The organism is Pseudochrobactrum sp. sp1633, from assembly GCF_030376605.1.
GTDB lineage: Bacteria > Pseudomonadota > Alphaproteobacteria > Rhizobiales > Rhizobiaceae > Pseudochrobactrum.
The window spans coordinates 1-15,181 of the sequence record NZ_JARRAE010000019.1; the positions used below are offsets into that span (position 1 = coordinate 1).

Below are 15,181 nucleotides of genomic sequence, written 5' to 3' on the forward strand. Positions count from 1 at the left end.
CTCGCTGGAAGTACCATTAACCTGCGCCCGCGTTGTACTCTATGGCAAGCCGGACATGGTGCCGCTGGACAAGCCAACAGCTGAAGTTGCAGCTGTTGCCAAGAAGGACATGGCGATTGGTGAGACACTCGATGCAATTGGTGAATATTGCTACCGCGCATGGATCATGACTGCCGGTGAAGCCCGCGCTGCCAAGGCTATTCCGTGCGGCTTGTTGCAGGGTGGCACAGTGACCGCCCCGATCAAAAAGGGTGAGCTGATCACCTATGCCAATGCTGCTGTTGCCGCAGGTTCCAAGATCGCAGAACTGCGCGCCCGTCAGGACAAGCTGGTCTACGGCGTTTGATATTTTGAATTTGATAATACGGCCTCATCAGGCTCCCCCGATCTGATGAGTGCCTTGAGGAGTAAACTTTGATGGCTCAGGTCAAGAAGTCTCAGACGGAAGATGGCGTAAAGGGTGACCTGCGCAATCTGCCTTTTGCTTTCCGTGAATATTCACCGGAAAAGCTGAAAGAAGCGCTGCATAAAATGTATCTCATCCGCCGCTTTGAAGAAGGCGCGGAAGAAAGCTACACCCGTGGTCTTATCCACGGCACGATGCATTTGTCTATCGGTCAGGAAGCCAGCGCTATGGGCATCTGCCTGCCGCTGGAAGAGAATGACATGATCGGCTCGACCCATCGCGGTCACGGGCATTGCATTGCCAAAGGCGCGGATATCGGCCGTATGTTTGCTGAGTTCTTCGGCAAGGAAACCGGTTATTGCAAAGGCCGTGGCGGCTCAATGCATATTGCGGACGTCTCCAAGGGCAATCTCGGCGCCAATGGTATCGTCGGCGGCGGTATTCCGATTGCTGTCGGTGCTGCGCTCTCAGCCAAGAAACAGAAAAACGGCAAGGTCGTTATTTCCTTCTTCGGTGATGGTGCCAACAATGAAGGCGCATTCCACGAGGCGCTGAATATGGCTTCGATCTGGAAGCTGCCGGTGGTTTTCGTTTGTGAAAACAATGGCTACGGCATGTCCACTTCTACCAAGCGCTCGACAGCGGTTGAAAATATTGCTGACCGTGCTGTCGCTTATAATATGCCGGGTGTGATCGTTGACGGTAACAATCTCTCTGATGTGGCTGAAGCCGCTCATGAGGCGATTGAACGTGCACGTCGCGGTGAGGGGCCAACCCTGATCGAAAACAAGACCTATCGTTTGCGCGGCCATTCCAAGAGTGACCGCAATCGTTACCGTACCAAGGAAGAGATCGAGGATTGGGCGACCAATCGTGATCCGATTGCCCGTTTCGAGGCAGATCTTAAGGAATACGGCTTCATCACCGATGCCGAAGTTGAAACAATCCGCGCCAATGTCGAGAAAGAGATTGCTGAGGCTATCGAGTTCGCCAAGAACAGCCCTTCGCCTGATCTCTCCAATCTGACACGCGACGTATACACGGACTGATAGAAAAATGGACACGACAATCCGTGAGTTGAGTTATTCGCAGGCTATTCAGGAAGCTATGGCAATCGCTATGGAGCGCGATGACCGCGTATTCCTGATGGGTGAAGATATTGGTGTTTACGGCGGTGCCTTTCAGGTCACCGGCGATCTGGTGCATCGTTTCGGTGAAGACCGCGTGATGGATACGCCGATCTCCGAACTTGGTGGTGCCGGTGTGGCCGTCGGTGCGGCACTGACCGGTATGCGCCCGATTTTTGAATTTCAGTTCTCTGATTTTGCGGCGCTCGCTATGGAGCAGATCGTTAATCAGGCGGCAAAAATCCGCTATATGCTCGGCGGCGCGGTTTCCGTGCCTCTGGTGATGCGTTTTCCTGCGGGTTCCGGCACCGGTGCTGCGGCGCAGCACAGCCAGAGCATTGAAGCATGGCTTGGTCATGTGCCGGGTTTGAAGGTTATTCAGCCTGCAACCCCGCATGATGTTAAAGGCATGTTGCTGGCAGCGGTTGAAGATCCGGATCCGGTGATGATCTTTGAGCACAAGCTGCTCTACAAGATGAAAGGACCTGTTCCTGAGGGCTATTATACTGTGCCGATCGGCAAGGCCGAAGTGGTGCGTGAAGGAACAGACCTGACAATCGTCGCAACGGCAATCATGGTGCATAAAGCGCTTGATGCAGCGGCTGAGCTGGCCAAAGAAGGCATCAATGTTGAGGTGATTGATCTGCGCACCGTACGCCCGATTGATCGCGATACCATCATTGCCAGCGTTAAAAAGACCTCGAAACTGATGTGTGTTTATGAGGCAGTGAAGACGCTGGGTATCGGCGCGGAAATCAGTGCGCTTGTCGCTGAAAGCGATGCATTTGATTATCTCGATGCTCCGATTATCCGTCTTGGCGGCGCGGAAACACCAATTCCTTATAATCCTGATCTTGAACGGGCAACGGTACCGCAGGTGCCGGATATTCTGAAAAGCGCCCGTGATCTCGTGAAGGGAGTGCGCTAGTCATGGCTGTCGAAGTCATCCTGCCTAAAGTTGATATGGATATGGAGACCGGCCAGATCTCGCGCTGGTACGCCAAGGATGGCGATACGGTCACCAAAGGGCAGTTGCTGTTCGAAATTGAAACAGACAAAGCCGCTATGGAAGTGGATGCGCCTGCCTCCGGTATTCTCGGCGATGTGTCTGCTGAGGAAGGTGCAGTTGTGCCTGTCGGGCAGGCCGTTGCATGGATTTATGCTGAAGGCGAAGAGCGCAAGGCTGTTAGCAAACCGGTTGCTGAACCGGTTGTTGAGCCACAAGCAACGCAACCTTTGGTCTCTGAAGCCCCCGCTGTGCAGCCGGTAGTTACCCCCGCTCCGGTTGCACAGACTGATATTGCAGGCGTCCGCGCAACACCGCTGGCACGCAGACTTGCGAAAGATGCCGGCCTTGATTTGAGTGCGGTGCATGGTTCCGGCCCTAAAGGTCGTATCCAGAAGAAGGACGTTGAGGCCAATCTGGCATCAGCAGCCCCTGCTGCTCTGCCTGTCAGTGTTGCGGCACCTCGTCCTGTTGTCACGTCACAGGCACAAGGCGCGCTCAATGCAGTTTGGTTGCGCCAAGGTGAAAGCGGGCAGTTGCCGCTTGTGCTGATCCACGGTTTTGCATCAGATCTGAATAGCTGGCGCATGCTGCTGGCAGGCGCAAGTCTTGGCAATCCGGTTTTGGCTGTTGATCTGCCGGCACATGGCGGTTCACCGCGATATGTGCCTGAGAGTATTGATGCTATTGCCGCAAGTGTGGAAGCAACTCTGGTCACGCATGGTGTTGAGGCCTGTATTCTGGTCGGCCATTCGATGGGCGGTGCGGTTGCAGCGGTGACTGCGGCGCGCGGCTTTATCGATGTGCGCTCGCTGGTGCTGATTTCCTCTGCCGGTCTCGGCCCGCAGATTAATGGTGCCTTCCTGAACGGATTGGTCGGAGCAAAAAGCGAAGCAAGCATTGTGCCGTGGCTGAAGGAACTGTTCGCTGATGAAACGTTGCTTTCAAGAGCCTTCATCAATGCAACCGTTGCGCAGGCGCAGGACGTTGAATTGCGTGCGGCGCAGGCCGGTCTTGCTGCGCAGTTGTGTGCTGACAGCACACAGACGTTTGAAATCCGCTCAAGTCTTGGCAACCTGAATATTCCGGTGCGACTGATTTTCGGTGCGCAGGATCGTATCATTCCTGTAGCCCATGCACATGGGTTGTCAGGTGCCGTCGGCGTACATGTGTTCCAGAATTGCGGACATATGCCTCAGCTGGAACAGCGTGATGCTGTGCTTCGTATTATCGGCGAGGTCAGCAGGGCTGCACGATAAGATTGCAGAGAGCAGGTCGCATACCGTTCCCTCTGTATGGCCTGTTATTCTGATCACGCCCCCGCAAGCCGTTTGGTTATCCTTACGTGCTTCGGGGGTGTGTCTTTTTGCTGAGTTTAATTGTGTGCGGGGCGGGTCAGTGCAGCGGAAGGATTATCCGCGCCGAGCGCTCTCTGGACAGCGGCGCGTGCGGAGGCAAAATCAGGCATGACCCAATTGGGTTCCTGACCCAGAAACTTGTCGAGAAAAGCAATGGCAAAGCCCGGCATTTCTGACGCATTCTCACGATACGTCCACCATGTGCGTAGGTCATTGGCGCTCTGGTCGATGTCGGGGCTTGTGCCGAGTTCCTGCTCCAGCACAGCGGCAATCGCGCAAATGCAATAATTGGTATAGAGAAAGCCTTCCGGCCAGAAGCGGATGATGCCGGTGAGGTTTTCATGCTCGCCGGTGAGTGTTTTATCCGGTGCCGACACAGCTTTTGCAGGCGCAAGGCGGATCAATTCTTTGAGAACCAGACCAGCCGCGAAGATGATGAAGTCCTTACGGTCGACAGCGGCATAATGCTTGTTCTGATTAACCAGCTCAATCCAGTTGAGAAAGGCTTCCGTCAGGCGCTTTTCATCAATGTCATAGCGTACCCCTGTCATCTCGGTGATGAGGTTGGCATGTTTGCGCAATGTCGCCCGAAACCAGCGCAACTGCCGCAATCTGTGGCGCAGATCAGGCACATTTGTCATCTGGTTTTTAAACAGCAGATCCATGATTTGCTCTTTCTCCTCACCGTGTTTTAATGCGGGCCCTTTATTGACAGCAATCATAAGCGATGACAGGAGAAATGTCATGATACATTCGCTTTGATCTGCGCGCTTTAAATATACATATTGACATTTGAAAAAACAAATGTTCTCTAATTTAATAGGGAGAATGCATTTGTGACAGGTGTCGGGCAACGGGAGAAGATATCGTATGGCGATATGGCAATGGGCACTACTTGCTTTGGCATTGCTCTGGGGATTCCAGTCTCTGGGCGTCTGGTTTCAAATGCGGCATTATACCGATGTCATGAAGGGCATCAGCAATAAATACAAAGACGGCTATGTTGGTGCAGGGCATATACGCGGCCGTTTTGGCAAGGGCGTTATTGTTTTGATTGTGGTGGATCGGGATTTGGTTGTGCGCAGAATGCTTGAAATGAGCGGGCGCACGGTCTTCGCTAAATTTGCCCGCCGCGATGCATATGAAGGCCTGACACTGGCACAGCTCCGCGAAAAGCTTGAACAGGGAGCGTTTGATGCCGGAGTTGCGCATGCTGTCCGTTCAGCCATTGAGCAGGCGGAGCGCCTTGCGGACCAGTCCGAAGAACAGTCAGGCCTGTCAGGCTTGAAAACAGTCGCAGTATAAAAAGTTTTGAAGGGGAGGGCCGGACCGGCAGGTGCGGCAATCAGGGAGGTAATATGTCAATTACAGCAATGTTGGCACAACATGCTGACGTCACCATGCAATCCCTGCATCATGCGGGCGGGCTGGTGTCTGATGCAGTATTAAACGCAGGGCTGCACAGCAAAATGGCGATGCAGCAAAGCGGCAATGATCTCGTGGTTCTGGCGCAGGCCAGTACCGATACGGGAACTGCTGCTGCAACCGGCGGCAATATCACTGTCGACCAGTTTCGTGAGCGCCTGCAGAATGTGCAGCAGGAAGAGCAGCTCGGCTGGCTGACCGCTTTGGGCAAGCACTTTATCGGTGTTTTCCAGAAGGGCGGCGAAGTTCTGACCGGTTTTGTCACCGGTATCATTCCGACGCTGATCGTGCTGATGACCGCTTTTTATGCGATCACCGAATTGGTGGGGGAAAAGCGTGTGCATGGTCTGGCGCGCGGTGCCGGACGTATTGCGCTGACACGCTACACAGTCTTGCCACTGCTTTCGGTCTTCTTTCTCACAAACCCGATGGCCTATACATTCGGCTCATTTCTTGAAGAAAAGCATAAGCCTGCATTCTACGATGCCGCGGTTTCCTATGTGCACCCGCCGCTTGGCCTGTTTCCGCATATCAATCCGGGCGAATATTTCGTCTGGGGTGGCATTCTTGTTGCCCTGCTGGAACTGGAAAAGAAAGGCGCTGTTCCGGGTGGTTATCATATCACCGTTGCGATCTGGTACGCGCTGGTCGGTCTCGTGGTTATCCTGCTTAAAGGCATGCTGACAGAACGTATTACCGCCATTATGGCGCGCCGTCAGGGCATTGAGCTCTAAGACGGGCGGGAGGGGAAAAATGGCAAAAACCTATAAATCCGTAACGATTAATCCGGGCTCCGGCGGTTGGGGCGGCCCGCTGACCATTCAGCCGACCGATCAGCGTAACAAGGTTGTTTCTGTCACCGGTGGCGGTATTCATCCGATTGCCCGCCAGATTGCAGACCTGACCGGCGCTGAAGCGGTGGACGGCTTTAAAGCGCCGCCGATTGAAAGCGAAATGGCCGTTGTGGTCGTGGATTGCGGCGGTACAGCGCGTTGTGGTGTTTATCCGCGCAAACGTATTCCGACCGTTAATGTCATGCCGGTTGGTCAGTCAGGGCCATTGGCACAGTATATTACCGAAGACATTTATGTGTCCGGTGTGAAGTCTGAGAATATTGTGGCCGCAGACGGTTCCGCACCGGCAGCAGCTGCTGCTTCTCATGCCAAAACAGAGGCTCCTGCCGCTGCACCGGTTGAACAGCCTTCTGAAGGCGGTATTATCGGCTTTATCAGCAGTGTCGGCCGTGTAATGGGCGGGATTGTCGGCGTGTTCTTCAATGCCGGTCGCCGTACCATTGATCAGGTTATCCGTAACGTATTGCCGTTTATGGCCTTCGTTACCATGCTGATCGGTTTCATCCTCTACACCGGTATCGGCGATATTCTTGCGCAGCCACTGGGGCCGCTTGCCAATAATATTATTGGTTTGCTGATCCTGTCTGCAATTTGTGGTCTGCCGTTCCTGTCACCGGTGCTAGGACCCGGCGCGGTTATTGCGCAGGTGGTTGGTGTGGCCATTATCGGCCCGCAAATTGCCAATGGCACAATCGCACCGGCAATGGCTCTGCCAGCGCTGTTTGCCTATAATACACAGGTCGGTTGTGACTTTGTGCCGGTTGGTCTGGCGCTGGGTGAAGCCAAGCCTAAAACCATCGAAATCGGTGTTCCTGCGGTTCTGATCAGCCGTCAGATCATGGGGCCGGTTTCTGTGCTGATTGCATGGGCTGTGAGCCTGATGGTTCTTTAAAATACACAATACAAAGAGCGGTCTGGTCGCTAATGACTGACCGCTCTTTCAATACAGACTTGAATGACAGATTGAAAGGTTCCGCCATTATGACAATTTCTCTGAAAACGCGGGTGACCGCTGTGGGTCCTGAAGTGGCGGATCTGGCTGAGGGCGGTGTTGTTATCCTGTTCGCGGACGGCTCGCCATCAGAACTGGCTGAGGTTTCCGTTTTGCACGCTATTGAGTCTGAACCGGCAGCGGATGCACCTGCGGTCGGCGCTACGATTAGCATTGGCACGCTCGATGCGACGATTACATCAGTTGGTTCCAGCGCTTGGCAGAAAGTGCTCGACATTGGCCATGTGGTGATTTCGTTCAACGGTGCTGGCAGTACTGACCGGCCGGGAGAAATTTGCGCTTCTGAAGTGGATACGCAGACACTGGTTGCACAATTGCAGACCGGCACCAGCATTATCATTCGCGCATAATTATTTTTATAACAGACTGAAACAGGTACAGCATGGAACGCTCGACAATCGTACGGGTGCATGAAGGACTGCATGCACGTCCGGCAACCCGCTTTGTAAAGCTGGCAAAAAGCTTTGAATCGGAAATCGAGATTGCAAAAGCGGGCAAAGGCGTCAGCGCAAAAAGCTCTGTAAAATTGATGCTGCTCGGCGTTAAAGAAAACGACACCGTGACTGTTCGCGCAGAAGGTGCGGACGCGATTGAAGCACTTGAAGCACTTATCGGCTATCTGGAAAATCCGCATTCCGGCCTTGAGGACACTGCAGTTGCACCTGCTGTTGTCACTGAACCTGCACCTGTTGAGGTCAAAGCGCCGGTTGCCGGGTCAAACGAGCTGGATGATGCCGGTTTCATCAAGGGGATTGCGGCGAGTGAGGGCGTTGCTATCGGCACGGCCTATCCGTTTTTTCCGCCTGAGATCACTGCCGGAAATAGAAATCTGAAACCGGATGAAATACCGGCAGAACTTATCCGTTTTCATGAGGCCGTGGCGCGCGTTCAGCAGCGCATGGATGCAGAACTGAAGACAGATAATCTGGCTGAAAGTGACCGCGGGATCATCGTCGCGCTCAAAGATATTGCTGCGGATGATACATTGCTGGAAGAGGCAACCGGTCTGATCAAAGGCGGCATGGATGCGCTCTCTGCTATGCTTGGCGCCAGTGCCGCCGTTGCCCGTCAGTTTTCGGAAATTGACGACCCTTATTTGAATGCCCGTGCGGATGACGTGCAGGCGGTTGGCCGTCAAATCTGTCTGGCGCTGCTGGGGCAGGAGGATATCAGCCTTGAGAGCCTGCCGGATGGTGCAATTTTGATTGCTGAAGATATCGGCGCATGGGATTTTGCCCGCGCGCCTTTGAAAAAAATCGGTGCGATTGTGTGCGGTCATGGCGGCGCAACCTCTCATGTGGCGATTATTGCCCGTACACACGGTATTCCTGCGGTGCTGGGACTGGGCAAGGCTGTGCATGATCTCAGAGATGTGAAGCAGATTGCCGTTGATGGCAGCAAAGGTCGCGTTGTACCGGAGCCGGATGAAGCTGTTTGCGCAGATTTCAAAAATCGTATTGCGGCGGCACAGGCTGAAAAACAAGCGCTGGAAGCCTATCGCACGATGATTCCGCAGCGGGCAGACGGCACTGTGATTGAGGTCGCAGCCAATCTTGGTGCGCTTGAAGAGTTTGAAGTGGCGCAGGCTGCCGGTGCGATGGGCGTGGGGCTGTTTCGCACTGAACTGCTGTTCATGAAACATATGCATCTGCCGTCGGAAGATATGCAGACGGAAACTTATACGGCTTTGCTGAAAGCCTTTGCACCGCATTCTGTGATTGTCCGCACCCTTGATATCGGCGGCGATAAACCGATCGCCGGTATTGAGTTCCCGCAGGAAGAGAACCCGTTTCTCGGCTGGCGTGGCATTCGTATGTGCCTTGACCGACCGGATATTTTCAAGCCGCAACTGCGTGCCCTGCTGCGTTCAGCCGTTCATGGCAACCTCAAGGTGATGCTGCCGATGATTTCGGACGTGGAGGAAATCCGTGCAACCAAAGCGCTGATTGAAACATGCCGACAAGAGCTGGTCAGTGAAGGCAAGCCTTGTGGGAATTTCGATCTCGGCGTGATGATTGAAACACCGGCAGCCGTTTTCGCAGCGCATCAGCTGGCGCAGGAAGCCGCTTTTTTCTCCATCGGCACCAATGATCTCACTCAATATGTGATGGCGGCTGACCGGTTGAACCCGACTGTTGCCAGACTGAATGACGTGTCTCATCCGGCTGTGATGGCTGCCATTGAGATGACAGCAAAAGCAGCGGTGCAAGCTGGTATTATGGTTGGTATGTGCGGTGAGGCGGCAGCACGACCGGACCTTATTTCGGAGTTCATCCGCATGGGGCTGACAGAGCTGAGTATGAGCCCCGCCTCAATCCCGCGCGCGAAGAAGCTGATTTCAGAGCTGAAATAAAAAACAACGCCGCGCATGCAAAATGTGCGGCGTTTAAAGCATCTCCAGTAAAAGTGGGAGCCGGTTTTGCGTCAGGAAATGCGTAAAAAACAGAGCATTTCCTCTGGTTTATGGCAGATGAAAAATCAGCGTTGCGAATAATTTTTGCAACGCTGCATCGTCATTCTTCTCAAGGGCGGCCAGAATATGCGCGTTGCGTGCTTCCACCGCCAGCATTGCACTTTCCAGATTGTCGATATTTTCCATATCGACCGGTTTGGCCGTTGCTAAACCGCAAGCCAGACTGATCGCGGCAAAACCTGAGATCAGCGCGTTTTTAGGCAGGCTGTTTGTCTGGCGCACGGGTTGCTGGCGCAGTATTTCCTGAAACAACGCTGCACAAAGCTTGGCACTTTCCTGAATGATATCGGTCGCAGGGGCATTCAACCTTGCAATATCAGCTCCGTATCGCTGGTTCATGCTGTTGAAAATGCTGATGAAAACAGTTTCCTGAATGAGCGCGTTTTCAGCTTTATTGCGGCGCAGAACCTCTTTGGTCAGATAATACATATCGCGGTGAAAGGCGCGCTGTCCCTCACTGCCGGTTGTAAAATAGCTGTTCAGGCTTTGCACATCCGGTGCAGTTTCATGAATTGCAGGATTATTCGACACCAGAGAAATCGAAATAGCCTCAGCCGTGCTAAAGGCTTTATCCATCACGGTTGCAGCCACATTGGCCGCACGGTTCAGCACCATTTCAGGAAGAACAGGCGTTTGTTCTGCCGTGTCAGCATTACGGGTGCGGCGCAGGGCATGGCGCAAGCCACGCAGCTTGTCCTTAATGTTAACGGCGATATCGTTCGGAAGGTCCTGTTTCATAGTCGTTCATCCTGCGCGCATGATGCGGGTATAACCCGAAATGATGACGGGATTATTGTTTCTTCAGCGCTCAAAAAGCAATAAGCTGGGCTAAGAAAAACCTGTATCTCTTATCCTTTAGCACGGTGTAAAAGGCAGGCATCAAGAAATTCGGGGAATTGGGTTGAAAAGCACAAAGCGCAAGACGGGTCATTCCCAGGAAGCCATTGAACTGATTGTCGGATCAGAAAGCGTCGCCAGCGAGAATAAAACCAATCGTCTGCGTACCCGCGCGGCATGGATGTATTATGTCGAGCAGATGACCCAGAATGATATTGCGGATGTGCTCGGTGTCGGCCGTGTTACGATTGTGCGCCTTCTGGCGGAAGCACGTGCCCGCAATGAAGTGAAAATCACGATTGAGGGCAAGCTGGCTGGTTTGACCGCGCTGGAGCGGATGCTGGAGCAGAGTTTCGGGCTGGAACGGGCAATTGTTGCGCCGCTGTCCACACCGGAGACAGACCCGATTGTGCCGATCGCCGCTGCCACAGGGGCTTATCTTTCTGAAAAAGTGCAGCATGGTATGCGTATCGGTGTGGGCTGGGGGCGCACGCTGTCCGGCACTTTGCAGCATATCGGTGCGCGCAGTCTCAATGATCTTAAAGTCATTTCACTTCTCGGCGGTATTGCGCAGCCACGCCGCTTCAATCCGCCGGAATTTGCCTGGCAGTTTGCGCAGATTTTTCAGGGTGAAGGCTATCTGATTCCTGCGCCTGCACTGGTCGACAGTCAGGAAACCCGCGAGGCGCTGATTGAGCGTTGCGGGCTAAAAGATGTTTTTGAAATGGCTGACGATCTGGACATGGTTTTGCTCAGCATCGGTGGTATTGAAACCGCCAGCAGCACATCCTATCGCGTGGGTCTGATTGATGAAGCGCAGAAGCGCTCCCTGATCGAGAACGGTGCGGTCGGCGATATGCTGTTTCACTTCTACGACCGCAATGGTGAAATTGTTTCTGATCCTGTGCATGAGCGTGTCATGTCGGTCAGTATGGATAAGCTGCAAAAAGCACCGGTGCGTATTCTCACTTCCGGCGGGCCGGAAAAGGTTGAGGCGCTTCTGGGGGCGATGAAACTGCTGCAACCAACCGTTTTCATTACGGATGAAGTGAGTGCGGCGGCCATGCTGAAGAAGCTGCAGGCGGAAAACGCTGCCTGATAAAGCCTCAAAGCTTTATAAGTGCAGGTACTCAGTAAGTTGACAGTTTAAAATACTTCAGGGCAGCAGTGACTTATCTCACCGCTGCCCTGAAGCGCTCTCGGGGGTGGAAGCTATTTAAAGGGCATAGGCATTGCCGGTTTTGAGATGTTCCGTCTCAGCCGTTCTCTCCAGTTCTACGGCTTTAGGAACAGACAGCCAGAGCGCAATGGCAAAGCCGAAGGCACCGCCGCCAATCTTGCCCAGCAGCAGAGGCAGAATAATACTTGGCTGAAAATTGGCAGCAAAAGCCAGATGGTCGCCGAACATGAACGCCGCACAGACGGCAAAGGCAATCACCAGCACTTTATCCTTCGGGCGCATATCCCGCACCAGCCGGAACATTGCCAGAATATTGGCCGAGGCTGCCAATAGTCCGGCTGCGCCAACCGGTGTCAGGCCGATCTTGCTGCCGAGTTTCTCCATCGGCACTGCCAGAAATTTGTTGATCAGGTAAACCATCGGGAAAGCGCCGCTGAGCATAATGCCGATATAACCGGCGATCTCCAGCGCACGGAACTGATCTTCCTCATCGGCAATGATCGGTGCGAAAGACCACTTTCCGAACAGCGTGGTGAATATGGATGTGAAATATTCAACAATGGAGAAGACCAGTACCAGAGTGATCGCCGCATACATGAGGCGTCCGAACCACAAGAAGCCGGTAATCATCTGATTAGGGAAGAATTTAAGTCCGCCTGCGATGGCCAGACAAAAGATAATGAGCGGAGACATATTCTGCAAAATAACCGGCAGAGATAATGTTGTTTGCTGTATGGCATCGCCACTCGCGGCCACATCCGGACGGATGCTCACATCAAACAGCATGATGCTGATCGAGGCGATAAACACACCAACCGGTATGCTCAATATGCCGGACATGATGCCCAGAGCCATATATTTATGGTCTTTCTTCTCCAGCATGGCGAGGCCTACCGGTATGGAGAAGATGATAGTTGCCCCCGCCATAAAGCCGGTGATTGTTGCCATGATCCAGCCATCCGGTGACTGGGCAAGCGCTTTGGCCAGTTGATAGCCGCCCATATCGGCAGCAATAATCGTGGTTGCGGCGAGTGCCGGATCTGCACCAAGCGCATTAAATAACGGCCCCACCATTGTGCTGATAAAAGACGACAGAAAAGGAATAGAGGCCATAATGCCTGCAACGGGAATGAAGATCGGGCCGATACTGTGCAGGCCTTCGATGAATTCTTTCCCTAACCCTTTTTCACTATCACGAATGGAAGCGATGGCTCCGGCAATTGCACAGGCCATGATGATGTAAATTACGATTGTACCAATATGTGCCATTTTCGTTCCCGCTTATGGTTATCATTGATTGGCAGGTGTGATTTATCTGAACAGCTGAGTCAGATGATCATTCAGGAAATACCCCTCAGGGTCGAGTTTGCGGCGCAGAGCGCGAAACTCTTCGGCTTTCGGATAAAGGGACGTCACATCATCGCCCGTGAGAAAGTGCAGTTTTCCCCAATGCGGGCGGGATTTATAGCCGCGCAGGATCGCATCTACATCACGCAGATATTGCCAATAGTCTTTGCCTGGTTCACCGGAAACGGAAATAGTCACGCTGTCCTGTTCAAAGAACGGGCTCATCCATGCACCGTCACCGGCAGTAAAGCGGTACTCAATCGGGTAGATGGCGTCGGGGTGTTTTTCCAGCATCAGACGGCGGACTTCTTTCACCGCTTCTTTGGCGTGGGCAACCGGAACTGCATATTCCAGCTCATGGAAATTCGGAACATATTCAATCGGATAGATTTCCGAACTATAGGCGATTTTCTCAAATTCGCGTTCCATCGGCGCTTCTTCGGTAATATCCATAATTTTCATTTCACAGACATCCGTGGTGCGGCCGGATTTGGAAGTCGCAGCCGTATCGGGCAGGCAGTAGCAATGACGGCTGCGCTCGGTCGGGCACCAGAAAAAGCTGAAATGACGATGTTTGGTAGCCAGATCATCATGCATTTCCATGCAGGCGTCGAAATCTTCCCGCCACAATTTCTCGTGCAGATTATAGCTGTCCATCAGTTGCAGGGTTATTTCTGAAATAACGCCGAGCGTGCCGATGGAAACGCGGGACGCACGCAGCAGGTCCGGTGTTGTCTCATCGACATTCAGCACACTGCCGTCTGGCTGCACCATTTTCATGCCGACAATCGAGGAGGCAAGATTGCCGAGTGTGGCGCCGGTACCGTGGGTACCGGTGGTAAAGGCACCAGCCAGTGCCTGACTGTCGATGTCGCCCTGATTGACCATCGAGAGGCCGTTTTCTTTCAGTACTCTTCCCAGCTCATTAATGGTTGTGCCTGCGGCTGCTGTGACCCGTTTTTTCTCACGGTCAATCGTTTTGACACCTTTCATCTGCGAGAGCGACAACAACAGTCCGCTGGTTCCGACGACGGGCGTAAAGGAGTGGCCGGAGCCCGCGCACCGCACATTCAATCCTTCTGAGGTGGCAGAGCGTACCATGTCGGAGAGCTGGTCGTCGCTTGTGGGCGCGCCGGTATAGCGCGTGATGCAGGACTGGTTGCCAACCCAGTTTCTCCAGTGGCCGCCTTCGGAAAACTGTACCGACGGATTCATAGCGTGTTTGGTATTTGGCATGTTTGAGTTCCCATTTTTTGCTTCCGGCCGTTGTTTTTTATTTCGGTACGCGAAAGCTTATTGTTCGGTTCTTGTCATATGGCTGTGTAGGCATTATCGGCGAATAAATGTGTGCCGTTGACAAAACTGGCATCATCGCTGGCGAGAAACAGGGCGGCAGAAGCCACTTCTTCCGGTGAGCAGAGACGACCTTGTGCCGCTTTGATCACATCCTCAGAAACATCAACGCCGAATTTGCTTAAATCTCGGACCTCGCGCTGTCCGTGTGCTGTGGCAATAAAGCCGGGGCATATGGCATTGGAGCGGATATTCCTGTCCCGAAACTCAACAGCAATGGCACGCGCAAACATATGGCAGGCACCTTTGCTGGTGCAGTAGAGCACTTCCATTGGCGTGCCGACTACGCCGGAGATCGACGATGTCGAGACGATGCTGCCGTGACCTGCGGCGATCATGCCTGGCAAAACGGCTTTGGTTACGAGAAACATGCTTTTGACATTGACCGCCATGATGCGATCCCATTCCGTCTCGCTCGTCTCAAGAAACGGCCCCACGGAAAGAATACCGGCATGGTTCATCAATACGGTGATGGTACCAAGCTCACGGGTGACAGCTTGAACAGCATTTTGTACCTGTGCACTGTCTGAAACATCGCAGGCCGTAAAATAAGCGGAACCGCCATTGCTGTTGATGTCCTCAGCGACTTTGGCGCCATTGCTGGAAGGCAGATCGAGTATCCCGACCTTTGCGCCTTCACGGGCAAAGAGCTGTGAAGCAGCAAGTCCGCACCCGCCGGCGCCTCCGGTAATCAATGCAGTTTTTCCGGCTAATCGTCCTGTCATGGATATGCTCTCCCGTCAGGCAAAATCATGCGATTTGCCTTTGTCATTTCATATGAAAATTATCACTGCTGCCCGTTG

14 protein-coding genes and 1 pseudogene are annotated in these 15,181 nt (G+C 53.3%); 10 read left to right on the forward strand and 5 right to left on the reverse strand.

Going from position 1 to position 15,181, the window contains the following annotated elements; all coding sequences use genetic code 11:
• The 4 genes and pseudogenes from P8H26_RS15675 to P8H26_RS15690 form a co-directional block, all read left to right on the forward strand.
• Positions 1-346, forward strand: a pseudogene (locus P8H26_RS15675) (homoserine dehydrogenase); the annotation flags it as partial.
• 71 nt (positions 347-417) lie between these two features.
• Positions 418-1,455: a thiamine pyrophosphate-dependent dehydrogenase E1 component subunit alpha gene (locus tag P8H26_RS15680; protein ID WP_289634132.1), complete on the forward strand. Its 1,038-nt coding sequence runs from the start codon at positions 418-420 to the stop codon at positions 1,453-1,455.
• A gap of 7 nt (positions 1,456-1,462) precedes the next feature.
• Positions 1,463-2,461, forward strand: a complete 999-nt coding sequence (locus P8H26_RS15685; protein ID WP_289634134.1) for an alpha-ketoacid dehydrogenase subunit beta — start codon at positions 1,463-1,465, stop codon at positions 2,459-2,461.
• 2 nt (positions 2,462-2,463) lie between these two features.
• Entirely contained in the window at positions 2,464-3,798 is a 1,335-nt protein-coding gene (locus P8H26_RS15690) for an acetoin dehydrogenase dihydrolipoyllysine-residue acetyltransferase subunit (protein WP_289634137.1), read from the forward strand.
• A gap of 116 nt (positions 3,799-3,914) precedes the next feature.
• Here the strand turns inward: P8H26_RS15690 and P8H26_RS15695 are convergent, their stop codons facing one another.
• The gene (locus tag P8H26_RS15695) at positions 3,915-4,562 is read right to left on the reverse strand and encodes a hypothetical protein (RefSeq protein WP_289634139.1); all 648 of its coding nucleotides are present in this window, start codon (positions 4,560-4,562) and stop codon (positions 3,915-3,917) included.
• A 205-nt stretch (positions 4,563-4,767) separates the two neighbouring features.
• On the opposite strand from P8H26_RS15695, the gene P8H26_RS15700 reads away from it, so the two are divergent.
• From P8H26_RS15700 to ptsP, 5 genes are all read left to right on the forward strand, one after another.
• Complete coding sequence (locus P8H26_RS15700; RefSeq protein ID WP_289634141.1) at positions 4,768-5,202, forward strand: transcriptional regulator GutM; 435 nt, start codon at positions 4,768-4,770, stop codon at positions 5,200-5,202.
• 53 nt (positions 5,203-5,255) lie between these two features.
• A complete protein-coding gene (locus tag P8H26_RS15705) occupies positions 5,256-6,056 on the forward strand; it encodes a PTS glucitol/sorbitol transporter subunit IIC (protein WP_289634143.1) in 801 nt (266 codons plus the stop codon).
• 19 nt (positions 6,057-6,075) lie between these two features.
• A complete protein-coding gene (locus P8H26_RS15710; RefSeq protein WP_289634144.1) occupies positions 6,076-7,068 on the forward strand; it encodes a PTS glucitol/sorbitol transporter subunit IIB in 993 nt (330 codons plus the stop codon).
• An 89-nt stretch (positions 7,069-7,157) separates the two neighbouring features.
• Complete coding sequence (locus P8H26_RS15715) at positions 7,158-7,538, forward strand: PTS glucitol/sorbitol transporter subunit IIA (RefSeq protein ID WP_289634145.1); 381 nt, start codon at positions 7,158-7,160, stop codon at positions 7,536-7,538.
• 32 nt (positions 7,539-7,570) lie between these two features.
• Positions 7,571-9,541 carry a phosphoenolpyruvate--protein phosphotransferase gene (gene ptsP, locus P8H26_RS15720; RefSeq protein ID WP_289634146.1) on the forward strand — a complete coding sequence of 657 codons (1,971 nt, stop codon included), beginning with the start codon at positions 7,571-7,573 and terminating at the stop codon, positions 9,539-9,541.
• 108 nt (positions 9,542-9,649) lie between these two features.
• Here the strand turns inward: ptsP and P8H26_RS15725 are convergent, their stop codons facing one another.
• A complete protein-coding gene (locus P8H26_RS15725; RefSeq protein WP_289634147.1) occupies positions 9,650-10,399 on the reverse strand; it encodes a hypothetical protein in 750 nt (249 codons plus the stop codon).
• A 163-nt stretch (positions 10,400-10,562) separates the two neighbouring features.
• On the opposite strand from P8H26_RS15725, the gene P8H26_RS15730 reads away from it, so the two are divergent.
• Positions 10,563-11,597 carry a sugar-binding transcriptional regulator gene (locus P8H26_RS15730; RefSeq protein WP_289634148.1) on the forward strand — a complete coding sequence of 345 codons (1,035 nt, stop codon included), beginning with the start codon at positions 10,563-10,565 and terminating at the stop codon, positions 11,595-11,597.
• A 117-nt stretch (positions 11,598-11,714) separates the two neighbouring features.
• Here the strand turns inward: P8H26_RS15730 and eutH are convergent, their stop codons facing one another.
• From eutH to P8H26_RS15745, 3 genes are all read right to left on the reverse strand, one after another.
• On the reverse strand, positions 11,715-12,947 hold the full coding sequence (gene eutH / locus P8H26_RS15735; protein ID WP_289634149.1) for an ethanolamine utilization protein EutH: 1,233 nt from the start codon (positions 12,945-12,947) through the stop codon (positions 11,715-11,717).
• A 42-nt stretch (positions 12,948-12,989) separates the two neighbouring features.
• Positions 12,990-14,261 carry a D-arabinono-1,4-lactone oxidase gene (locus tag P8H26_RS15740; protein ID WP_289634150.1) on the reverse strand — a complete coding sequence of 424 codons (1,272 nt, stop codon included), beginning with the start codon at positions 14,259-14,261 and terminating at the stop codon, positions 12,990-12,992.
• A 74-nt stretch (positions 14,262-14,335) separates the two neighbouring features.
• Entirely contained in the window at positions 14,336-15,103 is a 768-nt protein-coding gene (locus P8H26_RS15745; RefSeq protein WP_289634151.1) for an SDR family NAD(P)-dependent oxidoreductase, read from the reverse strand.
• Positions 15,104-15,181 lie beyond the last annotated feature (78 nt).

Bases quoted from the DNA above. Each gene is read 5' to 3' on its own strand.
- P8H26_RS15680 (WP_289634132.1), top strand. From the start codon at position 418: ATGGCTCAGGTCAAGAAGTCTCAGACGGAAGATGGCGTAAAGGGTGAC.
- P8H26_RS15685 (WP_289634134.1), top strand. From the start codon at position 1,463: ATGGACACGACAATCCGTGAGTTGAGTTATTCGCAGGCTATTCAGGAA.
- P8H26_RS15690 (WP_289634137.1), top strand. From the start codon at position 2,464: ATGGCTGTCGAAGTCATCCTGCCTAAAGTTGATATGGATATGGAGACC.
- P8H26_RS15695 (WP_289634139.1), bottom strand. From the start codon at position 4,562: ATGGATCTGCTGTTTAAAAACCAGATGACAAATGTGCCTGATCTGCGC.
- P8H26_RS15700 (WP_289634141.1), top strand. From the start codon at position 4,768: ATGGCGATATGGCAATGGGCACTACTTGCTTTGGCATTGCTCTGGGGA.
- P8H26_RS15705 (WP_289634143.1), top strand. From the start codon at position 5,256: ATGTCAATTACAGCAATGTTGGCACAACATGCTGACGTCACCATGCAA.
- P8H26_RS15710 (WP_289634144.1), top strand. From the start codon at position 6,076: ATGGCAAAAACCTATAAATCCGTAACGATTAATCCGGGCTCCGGCGGT.
- P8H26_RS15715 (WP_289634145.1), top strand. From the start codon at position 7,158: ATGACAATTTCTCTGAAAACGCGGGTGACCGCTGTGGGTCCTGAAGTG.
- ptsP (WP_289634146.1), top strand. From the start codon at position 7,571: ATGGAACGCTCGACAATCGTACGGGTGCATGAAGGACTGCATGCACGT.
- P8H26_RS15725 (WP_289634147.1), bottom strand. From the start codon at position 10,399: ATGAAACAGGACCTTCCGAACGATATCGCCGTTAACATTAAGGACAAG.
- eutH (WP_289634149.1), bottom strand. From the start codon at position 12,947: ATGGCACATATTGGTACAATCGTAATTTACATCATCATGGCCTGTGCA.
- P8H26_RS15740 (WP_289634150.1), bottom strand. From the start codon at position 14,261: ATGCCAAATACCAAACACGCTATGAATCCGTCGGTACAGTTTTCCGAA.
- P8H26_RS15745 (WP_289634151.1), bottom strand. From the start codon at position 15,103: ATGACAGGACGATTAGCCGGAAAAACTGCATTGATTACCGGAGGCGCC.